Source organism: Paenibacillus sp. Cedars (genome assembly GCF_003184205.1).
Lineage (GTDB): Bacteria > Bacillota > Bacilli > Paenibacillales > Paenibacillaceae > Paenibacillus_AQ > Paenibacillus_AQ glucanolyticus.
The window spans coordinates 6302608-6320783 of the sequence record NZ_CP020866.1 but is presented as its reverse complement, the minus strand read 5'-3'; the positions used below and the strand labels follow the sequence as shown (position 1 = coordinate 6320783).

At 50.6% G+C, this 18176-nt stretch carries 15 protein-coding genes; 9 read left to right on the top strand and 6 right to left on the bottom strand.

Annotation, left to right across the window (positions count from 1 at the left end; all coding sequences use genetic code 11):
* Positions 1-180: 180 nt before the first annotated feature.
* From B9D94_RS30335 to B9D94_RS30315, 5 genes are all read left to right on the top strand, one after another.
* Positions 181-777, top strand: a complete 597-nt coding sequence (locus tag B9D94_RS30335; RefSeq protein WP_006213118.1) for a TetR/AcrR family transcriptional regulator — start codon at positions 181-183, stop codon at positions 775-777.
* A 100-nt stretch (positions 778-877) separates the two neighbouring features.
* The gene (locus tag B9D94_RS30330) at positions 878-1219 is read left to right on the top strand and encodes a DMT family transporter (RefSeq protein WP_006213119.1); all 342 of its coding nucleotides are present in this window, start codon (positions 878-880) and stop codon (positions 1217-1219) included.
* Positions 1219-1533: a DMT family transporter gene (locus B9D94_RS30325; RefSeq protein ID WP_006213120.1), complete on the top strand. Its 315-nt coding sequence runs from the start codon at positions 1219-1221 to the stop codon at positions 1531-1533. Before B9D94_RS30330 ends, B9D94_RS30325 begins: the two co-directional genes overlap by 1 nt.
* Before the next feature lie 153 nt (positions 1534-1686).
* Complete coding sequence (locus B9D94_RS30320; protein WP_036640021.1) at positions 1687-2640, top strand: TetR/AcrR family transcriptional regulator; 954 nt, start codon at positions 1687-1689, stop codon at positions 2638-2640.
* Between the two features lie 31 nt (positions 2641-2671).
* Positions 2672-5884: an efflux RND transporter permease subunit gene (locus B9D94_RS30315; RefSeq protein ID WP_148248655.1), complete on the top strand. Its 3213-nt coding sequence runs from the start codon at positions 2672-2674 to the stop codon at positions 5882-5884.
* Positions 5885-5993: 109 nt separating this feature from the next.
* Here B9D94_RS30315 and B9D94_RS30310 read toward each other — a convergent pair whose 3' ends face one another.
* Positions 5994-6671: a TorD/DmsD family molecular chaperone gene (locus B9D94_RS30310; protein ID WP_006213123.1), complete on the bottom strand. Its 678-nt coding sequence runs from the start codon at positions 6669-6671 to the stop codon at positions 5994-5996.
* A 343-nt stretch (positions 6672-7014) separates the two neighbouring features.
* Here B9D94_RS30310 and moaA point away from each other — a divergent pair, with 343 nt between their 5' ends.
* A complete protein-coding gene (gene moaA / locus B9D94_RS30305; protein ID WP_148248654.1) occupies positions 7015-8019 on the top strand; it encodes a GTP 3',8-cyclase MoaA in 1005 nt (334 codons plus the stop codon).
* Positions 8020-8123: 104 nt separating this feature from the next.
* Here the strand turns inward: moaA and B9D94_RS30300 are convergent, their stop codons facing one another.
* The gene (locus B9D94_RS30300) at positions 8124-8762 is read right to left on the bottom strand and encodes a molybdenum cofactor guanylyltransferase (RefSeq protein WP_148248653.1); all 639 of its coding nucleotides are present in this window, start codon (positions 8760-8762) and stop codon (positions 8124-8126) included.
* A 179-nt stretch (positions 8763-8941) separates the two neighbouring features.
* On the opposite strand from B9D94_RS30300, the gene B9D94_RS30295 reads away from it, so the two are divergent.
* Entirely contained in the window at positions 8942-10174 is a 1233-nt protein-coding gene (locus B9D94_RS30295) for an MFS transporter (protein ID WP_172964091.1), read from the top strand.
* A gap of 155 nt (positions 10175-10329) precedes the next feature.
* Here the strand turns inward: B9D94_RS30295 and B9D94_RS30290 are convergent, their stop codons facing one another.
* A complete protein-coding gene (locus B9D94_RS30290; protein WP_040681084.1) occupies positions 10330-12048 on the bottom strand; it encodes a glutamine--tRNA ligase/YqeY domain fusion protein in 1719 nt (572 codons plus the stop codon).
* A gap of 273 nt (positions 12049-12321) precedes the next feature.
* Here B9D94_RS30290 and B9D94_RS30285 point away from each other — a divergent pair, with 273 nt between their 5' ends.
* Both B9D94_RS30285 and B9D94_RS30280 read left to right on the top strand, forming a co-directional pair.
* Entirely contained in the window at positions 12322-12576 is a 255-nt protein-coding gene (locus tag B9D94_RS30285; RefSeq protein ID WP_006213129.1) for a DUF2164 domain-containing protein, read from the top strand.
* A gap of 43 nt (positions 12577-12619) precedes the next feature.
* On the top strand, positions 12620-13168 hold the full coding sequence (locus B9D94_RS30280; RefSeq protein ID WP_006213131.1) for a GNAT family N-acetyltransferase: 549 nt from the start codon (positions 12620-12622) through the stop codon (positions 13166-13168).
* A gap of 212 nt (positions 13169-13380) precedes the next feature.
* Here B9D94_RS30280 and B9D94_RS30275 read toward each other — a convergent pair whose 3' ends face one another.
* The 3 genes from B9D94_RS30275 to B9D94_RS30265 all read right to left on the bottom strand — a co-directional run bounded on the left by B9D94_RS30275 (position 13381) and on the right by B9D94_RS30265 (position 18170).
* On the bottom strand, positions 13381-14040 hold the full coding sequence (locus B9D94_RS30275) for an MOSC domain-containing protein (RefSeq protein ID WP_076150752.1): 660 nt from the start codon (positions 14038-14040) through the stop codon (positions 13381-13383).
* 175 nt (positions 14041-14215) lie between these two features.
* Positions 14216-14710, bottom strand: a complete 495-nt coding sequence (locus B9D94_RS30270) for a GNAT family N-acetyltransferase (RefSeq protein ID WP_006213133.1) — start codon at positions 14708-14710, stop codon at positions 14216-14218.
* Between the two features lie 82 nt (positions 14711-14792).
* Positions 14793-18170, bottom strand: coding sequence for a GH36-type glycosyl hydrolase domain-containing protein (locus B9D94_RS30265; RefSeq protein ID WP_148248652.1), 3378 nt, complete (start codon positions 18168-18170; stop codon positions 14793-14795).
* Between the last annotated feature and the right edge of the window lie 6 nt (positions 18171-18176).

Genomic DNA, 18176 nt, shown 5'->3' with positions numbered 1-18176 from the left:
CGTTTCTGTCTCTTTTGTATGGACGATGTCGATCACACATATTCTACATGATCTCCCCCCGGAACTAAAGACTGTTCTCTTGCAGATAGTCAGACAGCTCCAAGCCCAAATATTGACATTGACAATACTGGCATCATTTGATAAAAATATAACTAACGACCGTTAGTTAGGAGGAGTACTATGAGTGCCGCCAATATTAAACAGTCCGCCCTTGCCCATTTTGCCAAGAACGGTTATGAAGGGGCATCGCTGAAACATATCGCCGACGATTGCGGAATCAAGAAACCGTCTATTTACGCTCATTTTTCAAGCAAGGAGGATTTGTTCCTGCAGGTGCTTCAAGACGTATTCCAACGACAAGAGAAATTAATGGTGGGCTATTTCCTTAACCACACGGATTTGCCGCTGGAGCAGCAGCTGCATGGATTTCTTGAGAACAGTCTCCAGGCTTACCAAGGGGATGATGAAGTGCGATTCTTCATGCGGATGGCCTTCTTCCCGCCTAGCACCTTCTACGATGAGGTGATGGCTATGTTGTATCCGCTGCTGGACGAGCAGGAGAACAACCTGTCCAGACTGCTTGCGGCAGGCTGTCCCGTGCATGGGCGTATCATTCGATACCCACGTAAAGCAGCCATCGCCTTTATGACCCTGCTCGATGGAATTCATCTGGAAGCCGTTTACGGCGGGGAGGAACGCGCCTTGAAACGTCTGACCGCCGCTTGGCCGATATTTTGGTTAGGGGTAACGAAGCAAAGTTCTAACAGCAAGAGTTAAATTATCGCAGAACTACGCATGATAAGTATAAATTTCAAGGAGAATAAGGGTCTGCAGGTGAGATAACAATTCTTTCTCATTAAAAGGAGTGACAATCATAATGAATCGCAACTGGATTTATGTACTGCTGGCTGGATTGGTCGAGGTCATATGGGTTATGGGTCTGAAGTATTCCAACAACACGTTGGAGTGGCTTGGTACTATAGTCGCCATTACAGCCAGCTTCTATCTTATTATCGAAGCAGCCAAACGCCTGCCGGTCGGAACGGTATATGCCGTCTTTACAGGTATCGGAACCGCCGGAACGGTGGCATCGGAAATGCTGTTCTTTGGAGAACCGTTCAAATTGGTCAAGGTTCTTCTGATCTGCGTGCTGCTTGCAGGTGTAGTCGGCCTTAAGCTGGTTACGAGTGATCATGCAGAACCGGAGGTGAGTAAATAATGGCTTGGGTTGCGCTTATATTTGCCGGATTATTCGAAATTGGCGGTGTCATTGGTATTAAAGGCGTGTCGCAGCGCAAGGGATGGCATTATACACTGATTCTGGCCTTATCGTTTGGTATCAGCTTCTCCCTCCTCTCTTATGCCATGACCGTGCTGCCGATGGGGACCGCTTATGCCATCTGGACGGGAATTGGAACAGCCGGTGGAGCCATGGTTGGGATGTTTCTGTTCGGAGAGCCGAAGGATTGGCGGCGAGTGGTGTTCATTTCCATGATTCTGTGCTCGGCTGTCGGTCTGAAATTGATAAGTTAGGCGATTTTTCTAGAAAATTTCATATATTTTCAGAACCAAGAAAAGGGACGACCGTAGTAAAGTTGAAACGGTCGTTCTTTTTCATATATACTTATTCTTGACCATATGGTCAATCCCAGAACTGAAAAGTTCTCAAGTGAGGTGAGCTTTTGATTGGCTGATAAAACGGCAGAGAAACGACAGCAAATTCTCATCACTGCGATGCAGCTGTTTTCCGCGAAGGGCTCTTCGGTTACCTCCATGCAGGAAATCGCCGAAGTATGCGGGATGTCGAAAGGCAGCCTTTATCTTCATTTCAAGTCCAAAGAGGAACTGGAAAAGAGCATTTACGAGCATATCGCAAACCGGATTAAAGATGAGATCCTCCGTGTCGATCACGATCCGCTGCTTGAGCCTAAGGAGCAGCTGCGCAAGCAGACGGAAGTGCTTCTTGTCCATTTTCTGGAGATTCGGGAATATCTCCTGAAGCAGTTCCATGATCAGATGCCGGGGAAACCGCCTATTGACAAGGAAAACATGCGGCAGGAAATGCTCGCTGCATTGCAGTGGTTTAACAATAAGCTCAAAAGCATTTATGGACCGGACGTTGAGCCTTATACGATGGAGATTGGCATGTTTATGGCCAGCATGCTGGGTTCGTATATTCGCTTCCTGTTCATGCCAGGGTTTCATTTGAATGTGGGAATCACTGCAGACCACCAGATCCAGCTGCTCGATGATATTGTAAACAGCATTCTGCGCAGACGTCCCGAACCTCTGATTCCGATGGAGGCGATTGGGCAATTGAGTCAGTTATGCCAGACCGACATTCGTACAACCCGTCACCCGCTTATCGTCATTAAAGCAATGAAAAATGAACTGAAGAAGAGTACGGTAGAGACGGAAGTCCGGGAAGATGCTATGGAGTCGCTCAATATTATGGAGAAAGAGCTGCTTGGCCTCCAGCCCAGCAGGGCCGTTCTAAAGGGAATGCTTGCTAACCTGGAGGGGATCGAGGACCTGGAGGCACTGTATACCGAGCTCAAGGGCACCATTGTTACCGTGCTGGAAAGCTATCTTACCCCTGGTGGAATTATGCAGGGAAACGGGTCGAAGTTAGAGACATAGCGTTATTTTGGAGAGGAGAGAGAATCACCTAATGAAAGGAATTATCAATTTTTCGCTGCGCAACAAGTTTGCGATCTGGCTGCTGACCATCATCGTCAGCTTTGGTGGATTGTACAGTGGACTGACAATGAAACAAGAAACCATTCCGGATATTAACGTCCCATTCTTAAGCGTCACCGCCATCTATCCGGGTGCAGCTCCTGAAGGAGTTGTAGAGGATGTAACCAAACCGCTTGAGACAAGACTGAGAAATATCGACGGCGTAAAAACCGTAACCTCCACTTCCATGGAGAATGCAGCCAACGTGATGGTTGAATTTGATTATGGTAGTGATCTGGACAACGCTACAGCAGCTGTTCGGGAAGCAATCAATGAAGTCAAGCTGCCTGAGGATGCTCAGAAACCTACCATATCCAAATTCAGCATGAGCTCCATGCCGGTTGTCTCCTTGAGTATATCGAACAAAGACAACATGGCACTGGATGAATTAACCCGTATCACAGAGAATGACATTGTACCCGAGCTCGAAGATTTGGATGGGGTTGCTTCCATTCAGGTAGCCGGACAATTTGTTAATGAAGTCCAACTGAAATTTAACCAGGACAAAATGAACGAGCTTGGCCTGACCGAAGATACCGTTAAAGGCATCGTGCAGGGTTCAGCGCTGTATGTTCCGCTCGGTATGTTCGAAATGGAAAAATCCCAAAAGGCCGTAGCCATTGATGGCGGCATCATCGGCATTGACGATCTGAAGAATATCGCCATTCCTGTTATTCCAAGCGGAGGCGGTACCGATGCATCTGCCGGAGCTGGCGCTCCTGGTGCTGGTGCAGCTCAACAGCAGCAACCTCCTGGCGATGCGGCTGGGGCTGCAGGTCAGCAGGGAGCTCCCGGTGCTGATGCCAGTGCTGGTGGACAGAATGGCGCTCCATCCGCTCCCACCGGCATTCCAACCGTAAAACTCAGCGAGATTGCCAAGATTGAAGTTATCGGAACCTCGGAATCCATCTCCCGCACCAACGGGAAGGAATCCATCGGTATCCAAATCGTTAAGGCGAACGATGCCAACACGGTTGACGTTGTTAATCAGGTAAAAGACAAGGCAGAGGAATTGAAAGGCCTATTCCCTGGCATGGATCTGACCATCATGCTGGATCAAGGCAAACCGATCGAGGACTCCGTTCATACCATGCTCTCCAAGGCATTGTTCGGTGCATTATTTGCTGTTCTGATCATCATGATCTTCCTGCGCAATATCCGTTCGACCATCATATCGATCATTTCCATCCCGTTATCCTTGTTGATTGCGGTACTGTGCTTGAAGCAAATGGATATTACCCTGAATATGATGTCACTCGGTGCCATGACCGTTGCCATCGGCCGGGTTGTCGATGATTCGATTGTTGTTATCGAGAATATCTACCGGCGCATGTCCCTCTCGACCGAAAAACTGACAGGCCGAGAGCTCATTAGTGCCGCTACACGTGAAATGTTTGTTCCCATCATGTCTTCCACCATCGTAACCATCGCGGTATTCCTGCCGCTTACACTGGTTAGCGGTATGGTCGGCGAGCTGTTCATGCCATTCGCATTGACGATGGTCTTCGCGCTGCTGGCTTCCCTGGTCGTGGCGGTTACGCTTGTACCTGCTATGGCGCACAGCCTGTTCCGCAAAGGCTTGAAGAACAAGCATGATCATGAAGAGAAGCCGGGCGCAATGGCCCGCGGCTATCGTTCGATCCTGAAATGGACTCTGAATCACAAAGCCATTACATTCCTGGCAGCCATCGTGCTGTTGGTAGGAAGCTTGTTCCTGACCAAGTATCTGGGGGTTAGCTTCATCCCGGAACAAGAAGACAAATACGCAATGGTGACCTACTCTCCTGAACCTGGCGTTATGCTGGAGGATGTAGAGGAACGTGCACTAAAAGCCGAGAAGCTGATTCTGGATCAACCTGGCGTACAGACAATGCAGTACTCCATCGGCGGAAGCAATCCGCTTGGAATGGGCTCCGCTAATTCCGGATTGTTCTACATTATGTACGATCCGGACACGAAAAACTTCGAAGATGTCAAAACGGCACTTATCGAGGATCTAGCCAAGGAAGTTCCGGATGGCACCTGGTCCAATATGGACATGGCGGCCGGCGGATTCGGAGGCAGCCAATTGACGGTTAACGTCTTCGGCGACTCCCTGGAGCAGATCAAGCCTGTAGCTGATCAAATTGCCGAGCTTGCGAACAAGGATACCGCTACCTTCGACAATGCGGAGACCAGTTTATCCGAGTCATTTGAGCAGTACACGCTGGTTGCCGATCAAGAGAAGTTAAGCTCTCTTGGCCTCACAGCCGGACAATTGGCTATGAAGCTGGCACCCGTACGGGAGCGTCCAGTCTTGACGGAAATTAAGATTGAGGACAAAACCTACAATGTTTACATTGAAACCGACAGCAAAACCTATAAGAGCATTAAAGAAATTGAAGACGAAACGGTAACGTCTCCACTCGGTATGGAAGTACCGATCAAGGATGTAGCCAAAGTTGAAAAAGGAACCACGCCTGACTCCATTACACGCATCGACGGTAAAATGGTTGTGAGTGTCACAGCCGATATCCTGTCCAGCGATGTAGGCTCGGCTTCCACCAATCTGGAATCCGAAGTCAGCAAACTTGAGCTTCCAGACGGGGTATCCGTAGAGTTCGGAGGCGTTACCGAGCAAATCAATGAAACCTTCGGACAGCTTGGACTCGCCATGCTGGCGGCCATTGCTATTGTATACTTTGTACTCGTGGTCACGTTTGGCGGGGGTCTTGCACCATTTGCCATCCTGTTCTCACTGCCATTCATCGTCATCGGTGCCATTATCGGCCTGCTCATCACAGGCGAGACATTGAACGTATCTGCTCTCATGGGCGTACTCATGTTGATTGGTATCGTAGTCACGAATGCAATTGTATTGATCGACCGCGTTATCCACATGGAACGCGAAGGAATGAGCACTCGCGAAGCCCTGCTCGAAGCCGGTGCAACCCGTCTTCGTCCAATCCTGATGACGGCACTGGCCACCATCGGTGCGCTGCTGCCTCTCGTATTCGGTTGGGAAAACAGCGCAGGTATCATCTCACGCGGGCTCGGCATAACCGTTATCGGCGGTCTGATCAGTTCGACGCTGCTCACACTCGTTGTTGTACCTATCGTGTATGAGTTCCTGATGAAGTTCAGCAAGAAAAGAATCGAAGATTAATCCGATATAACACAAAAGCCCCGGCCTCCTATTTAGGAGACCGGGGCTTTGTTTTTGTAGATGACTGCGATTCGCATGATAACTTGCTATGGTTTTCTTATCTGCTGCTCTAATGCACCAGTACAGCTTCCCTGGATTGCTTCCACGTCTTCAGCATGTTCAGATCCTGTGCGAGGAACTCCTCGAGCAGGCTGAATAATGCCTGATACAGCGGACTCTCCGTAGAACCTTTCAGATCCTTGCAGAGAGAGGGCACCCATGACAACAGATGCTCTTCCAGAAACTTCTCCTGAACCTGCATTAATTGCAGCATGCTGTGTTCACAATACGTATTGTTCAGCATACGGTCATGAAGCAGTGTCATAAATTCCAGTTCGAGGGCTATATGATCGTCCGCTTCGCCATGCAGTTTATTGAATGCTACACCAGCGGATGCATAACACTCGGCCAAATCCTGAGCGCATCCATCCTGGGTATAATGGGACTCAGCGGCCTGACGCTGTTTGGTCTGCTCAAGCAGTCGGCGGTATTCCGCCCCTTCATACTCGCAAATCCGAACCAATTCCTCAGGCGAGCGTCCGCACAAATATTTCATCAGGTCTGAACCTGCCTTCGAACACTCCGCAGCCTTGCTAATTCCGCTTCCGCGGCTCCATTCTGCAATCATAGACAAGCTGGGCCAGTTGCCCAAAAAATCAATCAGCAGCTCATAAACCGTTCCCCGGTTTTCAAGCCACCTGTGACAGACGTCAGGTACCTCCAAAGTTTGAACAGGTGATATCCCCATATCGAACCTCCTACTTTGTAACCTCTCTTGTTGGATGTGATATCCTTGACAGTATATCTTAGATGAACGTCTAATGAAAGCAGCTTGAAATGATTTCCGAAAATTTCGGAAAAATAAGGAAACTTTCGGAAATCTAGAATGTCACTACTCGCTTTCAAGGGGAGAAAGCTTTTGTCCACAGGTTCAATATACATGATTTCGAAAGCGTTTTCTGTGATACTTGTCACAAAATTATGACCGTCTGCCTGCAGCTTGTCCGCCGGGAGGGACCTAAATGTCGCATTGACTCCGATTCAGGGAATAGCTACAATGTGACCATGTATGCTACGAAAGGGGGATTTCCATGATTGAACCGCTTAAAGACTCTTTCGGTCGGGTCCATGATTATATTCGTATCTCGGTGACGGACCGGTGCAATCTGCGTTGTGTCTATTGTATGCCGGAAGAAGGAATGGAATTCCAACCTCACGATCAGATTATGAGTTACGAAGAGATCGCCGCGATCCTCCGCGTTCTTGCCCCCATGGGGGTATCCAAAGTACGTCTTACCGGCGGTGAGCCGCTCGTGCGCAAGGATCTGGAGAACTTAGTCCGTATGATTGCTTCCATAGAAGGAATTCAAGATATATCCCTCACAACCAACGGGATCATGCTGCCATCAAAAGCCCGGCTTCTTAAGGAAGCAGGACTCACGCGAATCAACATCAGTCTGGATTCGCTTCACGAGGAGCGTTATGCACGCATTACGCGCGGCGGCCATGTGTCTAAAGTGCTGGAAGGCATCGAAGCAGCCTATGAAGCCGGCCTGGATCCCATCAAACTGAACATGGTGCTGATGAAGGGCTTTAACGAAGATGAGATCCGCGATTTCATCGCCATGACACTCAATCGTCCCTTACATGTCCGCTTTATTGAATATATGCCGATTGGTCAAGCATCCGATGCCTGGCGCGATTCGTACCTGCCACTAAGCCGAGTATCCGAAGTGTGTCAGGAGGCCGGATGGAGCATCCAGGAAGAGCAGGGTCCATCCGGCAACGGGCCCTCCCGCAACATGAAGGTTGTCGGAGCCACAGGGACGTTTGGCTTGATCCATCCGGTCAGCGACCATTTCTGCGACTCCTGCAACCGGCTCAGGCTGACTGCGGACGGCCATATCAAGGCTTGTCTGTACTGGTCCGACGAGTTTAACGTGCGCCGCGTCATCGATGATCCCCAGGCGGTTGCGAACCTGTTCCGGAAAGCGCTGGGTGCAAAGCCGCTCAATCATGAAATGGCACTGGCACTTGAGAAAAAAGCGCAGAGCCACACCCCCACTGTGCGGCGTATGTCGCAGATCGGCGGCTAGCCCTCTGCGAGCTGTAAGCGAGCGGAAGACAGATTGTATCTTAGGCTCAATAATAGAAGTAAATAAGCAAACCCCCGCCAGCATCCAACGGGCGGGGGTGTTTTTTAGGATGAGGAAATCCCTCTTGCTGTCTCATAATCATCTGGCGTATTCATATTAAATAAGACCTTTCGCGGATCAAGACCTGTCATGTGCTCTAATTGCTCTTCGTTCACGTATACAGCCTTTAGCTCCTCCACCCATTCGACCATGCGGTACTGTTCCGCCTGAAGCCTTCGTTCGAGACTCGTCATAACTTCCCTGCGATATACCGCCAGCAGCGGGTGCATTCTCCCTTGAACAACCGGGATTACGGCCTCTACCGTGTCCTGCGTAATCGCCAGATTCAGCAGTCCCTGAAGAAACTGCTCGTGAATAAACGGCATGTCGCATGCTGCAACCACATTCCATGGAGTATTCGACGCCCCAAGTGCTGCATGAAGACCCGCCATGGGTCCCTTCCCCGCGAGAATATCCAGAACGCATTCCACCCCCAAAAAATGATAGGATTTCGGATCGTTGGTCGATATGATCACCCGGCTGCTCACTTTGCCTATAGCCTGTACCGCCCGCTCGATCATACTCGCTTCTCCCATAGGCAGAAGGGCTTTGTTCCTCCCCATCCTCCGGGAGGCTCCTCCTGCCAGCACGATGCCCGTCACCGAATCGGATGGCAGATTGACAACGACGGTTTGACCACTCATTCGTTTCACCACACTTTCTTAACAGGTTGTAAAAACATCATTCAGTCTATGGGATAATAACCAGATAAATGGAAAATTATTTAAAAGATGGTTTGTATCCCTTTTCAATGCGTGATACATTGAAAGGAAAGCGGCTTTTTTGGACGCCGTTATTTTTGATTGTATTCGGTTTGAAAGGAATGACCTACTTGCAGAATATGGACAATGCTCAACCTTCGCTGACATCGCTCAAGCTGTTCAACTTCTTCATTTACGGAACCATGGTCATCTTCACTGGTTTCTTTCAGCTGTATTTGCAAGATATCGGCATGAGCAAAATTGAGATCGGCAGCCTGATGGCCATCGCGCCATTTGTGTCCATCTTTGCAAATCCTTTCTGGGGATTCTGGAGTGATCGGGCGGCAAACATCAAACGCGTGCTTCTGATCATGATGACCGGTACACTGCTGCTGGTTCAGTTTGTATTTCAAGCGAATACCTACGCAATGATATACATGACGATGATTTTCTTTTATTTTTTCCAGACTCCGATGTTCTCGCAGACGAATTCACTGATTCTAACCTATATTGATGGAACGCAGCAGAAATTCGGCTCTTTTCGGCTATGGGGCTCCCTGGGATGGGCCTTGACAGCAATTGTCGCAGGACCGGTAATCGATCAGCTCGGATCCGGACGCATCTCCATTGTGTTCTCGATCATGCTGCTCGTGGCGGCTTTGTTCATGTTCACACTGCCCTCCATTCAGAAAACAACAGCATCGGCAACCGTCAACCTAAGAGGACTTACCCGACTGTTCCTGAATCCCCATTTTGTCTGGTTCATTCTGTTAGGCATCATGGTATCCATCCCGAACACGGCCAATAATACCTTTATGTCCTTATACATTCTGGAGCTTGGCGGCACCAAACAGATGGTCGGTCTTGCAATCTTCCTCTCATCGATATTTGAAGTGGCGATCTTCATTCTGTTTGATCGCTTCCTGAAGCGGAAGATCAATGTGCTGGTCGGCTGCCTGACCATTGTCAGCCTGCTCTTCGCGCTCCGCTGGCTGCTTATGGCGGAAGCCAATGGCCCGCTCGAGGTAGCCTTCATCCAGCTTCTGCACTGCGTAACCTTTGGCGGATATTTCTATGTCGGCGTACAGCTCACGATGCTGTTTGTTCCGACGCCTTACCGGGCATCCGGACAAGCGATCTACACCTTAAGCTGGAGCGGCATCTCCGGCGTCATCGGCGGTTTGGCCGGCGGCTGGATGTTCCAGAACTTCGGGGCGCAGATCATGTACCGAACCGGCATGATGCTTGCCATTGTGGGTGCCATCGGTTTTGGCTGGATGTGGTACAACCTGCGCAAGCATGGTTACCAGCCGCTGCACCCGGATGATGAGGCTGAGGGATACACTGCGAATTAGATCGTCTTGAATGTATGCCAGACTACCTACCGTAAATATAACAAGACTCGAATGACTCCCCTACGGGAGCCTTCGAGTCTTGTTTATGTTATGGGGAGCATGAAAGACATCAGCAGCCTCTGTCCATGATCCTTTTGTTCATTCTACGAGCCTTCTCACTTCTTCGGAAGCTGGAACGAGCTCTTCAGGGAGACTACGCGGTTAAATACCGGACGCCCCGGCTGTGAATACTTCGAGTCCACATTGAAATATCCGTGGCGGAAGAACTGGAACTTGTCCTGTGGTGCCGCATCCTTCATATTGGGTTCCACGAAGCCCTGCACAATTTGCAGTGAATTCGGATTGATGTCGTCCAGGAAGGACTTTTCCGCTGCGACTTCCTGCTCTTCGCCCGCAATTTCTTGCACCCCTTCCGCTTCCTCCTCTTCGCCCTTGAACAGCGGTTCGAAGAGACGGAATTCGGCTGGTACAGCCTGGGTGGCCTCCACCCAGTGGATCGTCCCTTTCACCTTCCGTCCGGTAAAGCCGCTGCCGCTCTTCGTCTCCGGATCATAGGTGCAGTGAATCTCAACAACCTTGCCGCTCTCATCCTTGATGACCTCATGGCATTTGATGAAATAAGCATGTTTTAAACGAACCTCATTGCCAGGGAACAAGCGGAAATATTTGCTCGGAGGATCTTCCATAAAGTCCTCTTGCTCAATATAAATCTCGCGGGAGAATGGAATCTGACGGATCCCCATTTCCGGATTCTCCGTATTGTTCTCGGCGTCCAGCCACTCCGTCTCACCTTCAGGATAGTTCGTGATAACCACCTTCAGCGGGTCCAGCACAGCCATCGTACGCGGCGCCTTCAGCTTCAGGTCTTCCCGGATAAAGTGCTCCATCACCTGACGATCCACTGTACCGTATGCCTTCGAAATTCCCGTCTCAAATACGAAGCTGCGAATAGCCTCCGGGGTATAGCCCAGACGGCGAAGTCCGGAGATCGTCGGCATGCGCGGATCATCCCAGCCGTCCACAACGTTCTCGTCTACGAGCTGCTTCAGCTTGCGCTTGCTCGTTACCGTCTGCGCTACGTTCAAACGTCCGAATTCGTACTGGTGCGGCGTGCTGTCCATCTCACATTCCGCTACCACCCAGTCATAGAATGGGCGCTGATCTTCAAACTCCAGGGAGCACAGGGAATGCGTGACGCCTTCAATAGCATCTTCCAGCGGGTGCGCAAAAGCATACATCGGATAGATGCACCATTTGTCGCCCGTATTATGATGATGTGCATGAGAGATACGGTAAATGACCGGATCCCGCAGATTAATATTAGGCGAAGCCATATCGATCTTCGCACGCAGCACGCGCTCGCCGTTGGCGAATTCCCCTTTGCGCATCCGCTCGAACAGATCCAGATTCTCTTCAACGCCGCGATCCCGGTAAGGACTGTTTTGACCAGGCTCGGTCAGGGTTCCGCGGGTTGCGCGGATTTGGTCAGCGGATTGATCATCCACGTAAGCCTTCCCTTTTTTGATCAGCAGCACCGCGCGATTGAACATTTCTTCAAAATAATCAGAAGCATACCGCAGCTCTTCCCAATCGAAGCCGAGCCACTTGACGTCTTCCTTAATAGAATTGACATATTCAATGTCTTCCTTCACCGGGTTCGTATCATCAAACCGCAAGTGCGTCCGTCCGCCGAACTCGTCGGCCAGTGTGAAATTGATCCAGATTGCCTTGGCATGTCCGATATGCAAGTAACCGTTCGGTTCCGGCGGAAAGCGGGTAACGATCTCCTTGACCTTACCGGACTTCAGGTCTTCGGTAATTACATTCTTTATGAAATTGGAGGGGGTTCCCCGATGGTTCTCCACGTTGATCAACCTTTCATTCTGTGAATTTCTGTCTATCTCCTGTATAAACGTGTTTCCCTTAAATATACCTGTAATGCGGGGATTGTTCAAGGAATTCGGCGTTCCAGCACCACAAGCCGCCCATTTCAGATGTGCAATCGACAGGCAATCCAATCGATGCATTCAACCTGCGAACAATTCATTCGGCAGAAGGTGATATGCCTGCAACAATCATTTTGACGGGGGCTTTTTTATAGGGTAGCATGAAGAGAAAACAGCCATTATAGGAGGCCTGTCAATCTTATGAAACCTAGCAAACTTCCCAAAGAGCAGCGCGAACAGCTTATCGAAGGGGTCCAGGAATATTTTGAAACCGAGCGCGGCGAGACCCTGGGTCATCTGGCTGCGGAGAGCGTTCTCGATTTTTTCATGGAAACGCTGGGGCCGCACTTATATAATCAAGCGCTCAGCGACTGCAGAACGGTGGTCAGTCAGCGTATGATTTCCCTTGAAGAAGATATTTACGCATTAGAGCAAAAAGTGAAGCGAACTCGTTAAAGCTGCATACCCTTCACGATGGTGAACAAAGGAGAATACATATATGTTTGGATACGCATTAGACGACCATGTAGAGCTGCGGCCACTGGCCATAGAGCATGCACGGGCCCTGTTCGAGATGACAGACCGGTCACGGGACCGCCTCCGCAAGTGGCTTCCCTGGGTGGATGCCGTCACAGAGATAAACGATTCCGTCAATTATATTAAAGGGGCCATGAAGCAAGCGGCCGACAACGGTGGCTTCTCGGCAGGCATCTGGGTGCGCGAGGAGCTGGCTGGGACCATCTCATTCCATGAGATTGATTGGACCAACCGTTCCGTCAGCATTGGCTATTGGCTGGATCAGCATTTTACCGGCCAAGGCCTGATGACAAGCGCTTGCCGGGCGTTCACGGATCACGCGCTGATGCGCATGGGGCTGAACCGGGTGGAGATCCGCTGTGCGACCGCGAATCATCGCAGCCGGGCCATCCCGGAACGGCTGGGATTTGTGCTGGAAGGCGTTATCCGGGAAGCGGAGAAGCTGCCTCAAGGCTATGTAAACCATGCGGTTTACGGCATGATTCAAAGCGAATGGAAGCGGATGAGATAACCAGCACCTGCGCTTGATCATAAGACAGCCTTTGGCCTCTCATCACGCCGCAAGAAAACGTCGTATTGTCATTATAAGACAGATCATCTTAAAGAAACCGGTTTGTATCCTGTGGAAGGGACGCAAGCCGGTTTTGCCATCCGGCAAGGAATATTGAGACAAGGAAAGTACGCAAGGGCAGGGCCGGTTTGACCAATCGCCCTCCAGAAACATCAATCCGCCCTGCTCTGCAGGGCTTCAAGCCATTTTCCGAACTGCCTCTTCAAACTAACAGACAGCACATCCAGTTCAAGCATGCGGTTCAACCCCTGCTCATCCTTCCGTCCATCCTTCATCATACGAAGCACCTCCAGCACCGTCGCGCCCGCAGCGTGAGACTCCAGCTGGGTGACGGAGGAATCGGCACGGACATCCCCTTCCTCCAGCACTCGGAAGTAAAACCCGCTATAACCTGTGTTCAGCACACGTACCGGCATGTCCTTGACACCAAGCTTCTGAGACAGCTTGAAGCACGGGTATCGGGGCTGGCTGATCTGCACCACTGCGTCTCCTACCCGGTACATATCGCCAATGCAGACCCGATCCTCCAGCATTCCCCGCAGTGTCAGATTCTCTCCAAAGGCGGCATAGGGCATCTGTTTCCCCAGACTGTTCTCCCAATAGGCGTAATGCTCGTAGGGATAAGCGCACACCGCTTTATCTACGCCGCCGTGATTAACGAGGTCAGCCTGCCCGTCCCCTGCGAAATTCACCGTGCTCAGAAACAAAGGGCCGTCCACTGGCTGCTTGTAGATTCCAGTAGACAGGTCTTTTCCCTGGTATTCAACGGTTACAGGCGTTCCCACATTCAGTGATACAATTCCTAAAGTCATGGAAGTAACCTCCGCCCTCTTCTTTTTTCATCTACTATATGCAATCGCCTGTGCTCTTGTCCAGAAGCGATCAAGCTGCAGAAATAAAAAAACAGCCCGGCAAGCTGCCGGGCCGTTCCAACCTACTACTCATCCTCTTCTTGCACATGGACAGTGCTTTTGAGCGATGCGCGGTTTATAAGAAATAACACATTAAGATATCATCGACGTAACGCCCGTCCACATAGAACTCCTGAATCAGTCGGCCCTCTTCCTTAAATCCACAGTTCTTATAGAAGGAAAGTGCACCGGGATTACTGGACAGCACGCGCAGCCTCAGCTTCGTTATGCCCTCCGCCCGTGCCATCTCCTTCACTGCTTCTATAAGGCGCTTCCCGATGCCCCGCCGTTGATGGGAGGGATGAACCGCTATATTCAACTCCAGCACATGACGATTGCTGTGAAGGCCTGTTGGCGCACGGAATCCAACATAACCGCATAACTCCTCCTCATACAGCGCCACAAGCTGCGTGCCGGGCGGGCATTGCAGAAGGTAATGATCCCTTGAGGTCCATTTCAGCGGCTCAGGGGCTGTATTACGATCCCATACCAGTTCATCAAGCTCCATGAGTGAAACGGCGTCCTTCATCTCGGAGAACCGGATGGTCACTGTCTCTTGACGGGTCTTCATCGCCATCCCTCGCTTCGATAACCATTCCATTCATTATATCAGAACGATGTGTTTCCTGCTGACAAGTTATAGGGGTCAAGCATTATTGTTCATTAACTCCACTGTAAATATCCACAACACATCCATCCTGACTCTCTGTGGCTAATCGCTTGAAGTCCGCGCTGGAAATGCGCACGCCGCCTGTGCGGTAACGGTTCCGGATGGAACCGGCGGCTACATCCTGTCCGTTGATCGTGACACGGGTCTCCTCACGGCTATCAATGTGATAGCTGAACGTAACCGGGATTCCTGCATAATGGAATTCGAACTGAAGACCATCGAGTGACGTCGGCAGAACCGGGTCGATCACGAGATCGCCCCCGGCTTCACGAATGCCAAGCGCATTGGAGATCAGCTGGTTCATATAAATCCCTGGACCGCTGGAATAAATTCTCCATCCTCCCTTGACGGGCACGCGTCCGCTGCGCAGCTCATCAAAAGATTCCTGTGCATCATAGCGGGTGTTGAACTTCCCGTCGGAGCTGCTGAAATACGCATTGCTCTGACGCAGCTCCGCATTCGGCACAACCTCGGTAATGCCGATCGGGTTGATGCGCTCAAGCCCGCTCCATACCTCGCTGCTCTTGCCAAGCTTCGCCATGGCCTCCACAAAACGAATGTGCGCATGCACATATTGAAGGCCCACTTCCCGGCCAAAATTGGCTGCCTGCTCCGCCCGCTTAAAGTGGGTGCTGACGCCGCCGGCATATACAGCCGGACGATTCATCAGCCTCACCCCGTCCGGGCAGAACAATTGTTCACGGATAATCTCGTAATGGCTGGCTGCCTGCTCCGGCGTTAACAGCTCACTGATCATGCTGCGGGTCATTGGCAGCAATCGATACTGGATTCCTGTCTCCTGATCCGTTGGATGAAGCAGGAATTTGCTGTGCTCTTTGCTCTCCATATATACAAATCCAGGAATGACTTCGGAATTCAAGATGTACGTATTGAAATCTCGCTGGATTCCTTCAGCGAGTTCCCCCATCTCAGCGGACATTCCTGTATCCACGTTCTCCATGACATGGGAGAACTGGTTCAAGGTCTGATACGTCAAAGCTACCGTCCAGCTGCTGACCATGAACTGTTTCAATTGGGCGTTGGCCGGCTGCAGCGTATCATCCCAGTCCCCGTCTCCATAGGAAGACAGATGGGTGTCATGAAGGAAATGATTCCGAATGTAGGACAATTGTTTCTTCACATGCTCAAGCACGGTATGCGATTGCTCTGTAAAATCGAAGCTGTGTTTTCTAGTATAAGGGACGGCCAGCTCCAGAATGTCGTAATCATGAGTAACGGCCAAATAATCGCCAAGCACCTTAAGCGGCCAAACGATAATGTCGCCATGGCTTTCTTCCTGCTGTATATGTGCATACTGATCAAACATGAACCACTGCGGCCAATTCCCGTCATCTTCGTATTGGTGGGAGTACACCTCCAGCAGAATATCCCGAACCTGCTCGTATTGATGAGTTGCCATGAAATACTCGACAGGTCCCTGGCATACATCGCGTGTCCCCCACGCCGCACCGCCGTATTGTTCCAGCCCGTGCGGTACGGAATAGTGAACCAGCATGTTGTGCGTGTACCACCAGGCCAGCGCATTCACCTTGAACAAGCTGTCATCCTGACCATCCTTGAAACTTAAGTGGAACCCGTTCATGACCGAAGCATAGAACGAGCGGTAGCTTGCGATCTCCTCTTCGGCCTGCCGAGCCTGAATCGGAGCATTCGCCGCATCGAGATTGCCTTGTATGGTCATAGTCCATTCAGCGCTCTCACTAAGCCTTAACACCGTCAGGGAAGCATCTCCCGATACAACATTGCTTGCCAGAGCGGTTTCGTCTGTAACATGCACATCAGCTCCATTTACCTGAAGACGGTAATGGAGATCCTTGTATACGGACGCGCTGAGCGAAGCCGAATCCGCACGGAACGTGATCACGTTGCCTTCCTGAACACGGTGATACGGAACCTCATATTCATTGACGTCCATCGTCATTTGCATAGTGACGAGATAACGGTAAGCCCTGCCGCTCTTAGAACGAACCTCAAGCGTCAGCTCCGGCGATACGGCCGAGGTGAAGTTGGTAATGATCAGCATGTCATTGTCAGTCTTATAATACCACCGTACATAGTTAAAGCCGATCTCAAACACGGATGGCATGGTAAGAAGACGGTACTTCCCGTCAATGTCTACATAGATACGCTGACCTGACGTTTTGAGCACGTTAAGCGCGCTTCTGGCGTGGCTCATCATTTTGTTGAAGTTGGTATTGCCCGTAACCACCTGAGAATTGAACACCCCATACATATACGAGGTTGTCGTTAGGACAGGACTGCCAAGCGTCACATTCTGACCGCTCATCAGGATATGACCGTGCGGACGCTCCACTCGAAGCTCTTTCTCCTTCATGACGATATGCTCGTAGGTATCCGTGAAGAAGGACAACAGCTCTTCCCCGTCACGCTCCTCTTGGCGGCGTACAGGATACAATGCCTTCAACTCGTCTGCAGTCAAAGGCACGGTACGCAGAGGTTCCCCAAGGAACTCCGATCGTTCCGTGCGCGTTAGTTTATGACCCGTTCCTGTCATGCCGATAGCTTCAACCTGCTGCCAAGTTGACTGAAGCTCATCCTGGAACTCCAATTCGGTGACAGCCTCAGGATGATGCTCTTTAAACAATCCATAAAATACGAATCTCGCCTTGCCATCAAGCTCGAGGCATGGTGACTGCAGCGCAGTGTAAGCAAATTCATATTGATACACTTCATTAGCCAGGCTCTCCTTGGACAAGGCCTCCGCTTGGTTTGTCTCCTTATAAGAAAGACCAAAAAACTGAAATCCATCCGTGGCATAGCCAACGGCTGTTGTCAGCGCGCCTTGCTGAAGATAGGGGAACACGCCTCCCTGCGGCTGGTTTTGACGGGAACACACGACATAACCCAGGTCTTCCTGTTCAAACACGGCATGGTCGATATACTGGGACAAATACGCTTCATTGGTTCGAACGGCGCCCGGATGCGCGATCCCTACGTCCTGTCCATACACAACATCAACTTGAATCCCTTCCCCTTGGAGCTCAATATCCCAGAACCAGGCTCCTGATTCTGTCGGGGTGAATAGTACCTTATAGGCAACTCCCTTAACGTTTCCTTCCCACATCATCCGATTATCCAAGCGGGTAACCATGCTGTTCGAATGCACCCCAAGCAGGGGAATCGCCTCGATGCCGGCCTCGGTATGAATTCTCAGAAACAGATTGTTAAGGGCACCATCAATCGAATTGGAGAGGAGCTGGTTTATCATGGTGCTGCCGTAAGTCGCCTGAAACAGATCACCGCTAGGCAAAAAGGTAAACGTTAATTCTCCCGCCTTGAGAACCATCTTGTCATCGTTCATTACATTGCTGGCTGTCACAAGTAT

Coding starts and splice junctions, on each gene's coding strand:
- B9D94_RS30335 (WP_006213118.1), top strand. CDS start 181: ATGAGTGCCGCCAATATTAAACAGTCCGCCCTTGCCCATTTTGCCAAG.
- B9D94_RS30330 (WP_006213119.1), top strand. CDS start 878: ATGAATCGCAACTGGATTTATGTACTGCTGGCTGGATTGGTCGAGGTC.
- B9D94_RS30325 (WP_006213120.1), top strand. CDS start 1,219: ATGGCTTGGGTTGCGCTTATATTTGCCGGATTATTCGAAATTGGCGGT.
- B9D94_RS30315 (WP_148248655.1), top strand. CDS start 2,672: ATGAAAGGAATTATCAATTTTTCGCTGCGCAACAAGTTTGCGATCTGG.
- B9D94_RS30310 (WP_006213123.1), bottom strand. CDS start 6,671: ATGGGGATATCACCTGTTCAAACTTTGGAGGTACCTGACGTCTGTCAC.
- moaA (WP_148248654.1), top strand. CDS start 7,015: ATGATTGAACCGCTTAAAGACTCTTTCGGTCGGGTCCATGATTATATT.
- B9D94_RS30300 (WP_148248653.1), bottom strand. CDS start 8,762: ATGAGTGGTCAAACCGTCGTTGTCAATCTGCCATCCGATTCGGTGACG.
- B9D94_RS30295 (WP_172964091.1), top strand. CDS start 8,942: ATGACCTACTTGCAGAATATGGACAATGCTCAACCTTCGCTGACATCG.
- B9D94_RS30285 (WP_006213129.1), top strand. CDS start 12,322: ATGAAACCTAGCAAACTTCCCAAAGAGCAGCGCGAACAGCTTATCGAA.
- B9D94_RS30280 (WP_006213131.1), top strand. CDS start 12,620: ATGTTTGGATACGCATTAGACGACCATGTAGAGCTGCGGCCACTGGCC.
- B9D94_RS30275 (WP_076150752.1), bottom strand. CDS start 14,040: ATGACTTTAGGAATTGTATCACTGAATGTGGGAACGCCTGTAACCGTT.
- B9D94_RS30270 (WP_006213133.1), bottom strand. CDS start 14,710: ATGAAGACCCGTCAAGAGACAGTGACCATCCGGTTCTCCGAGATGAAG.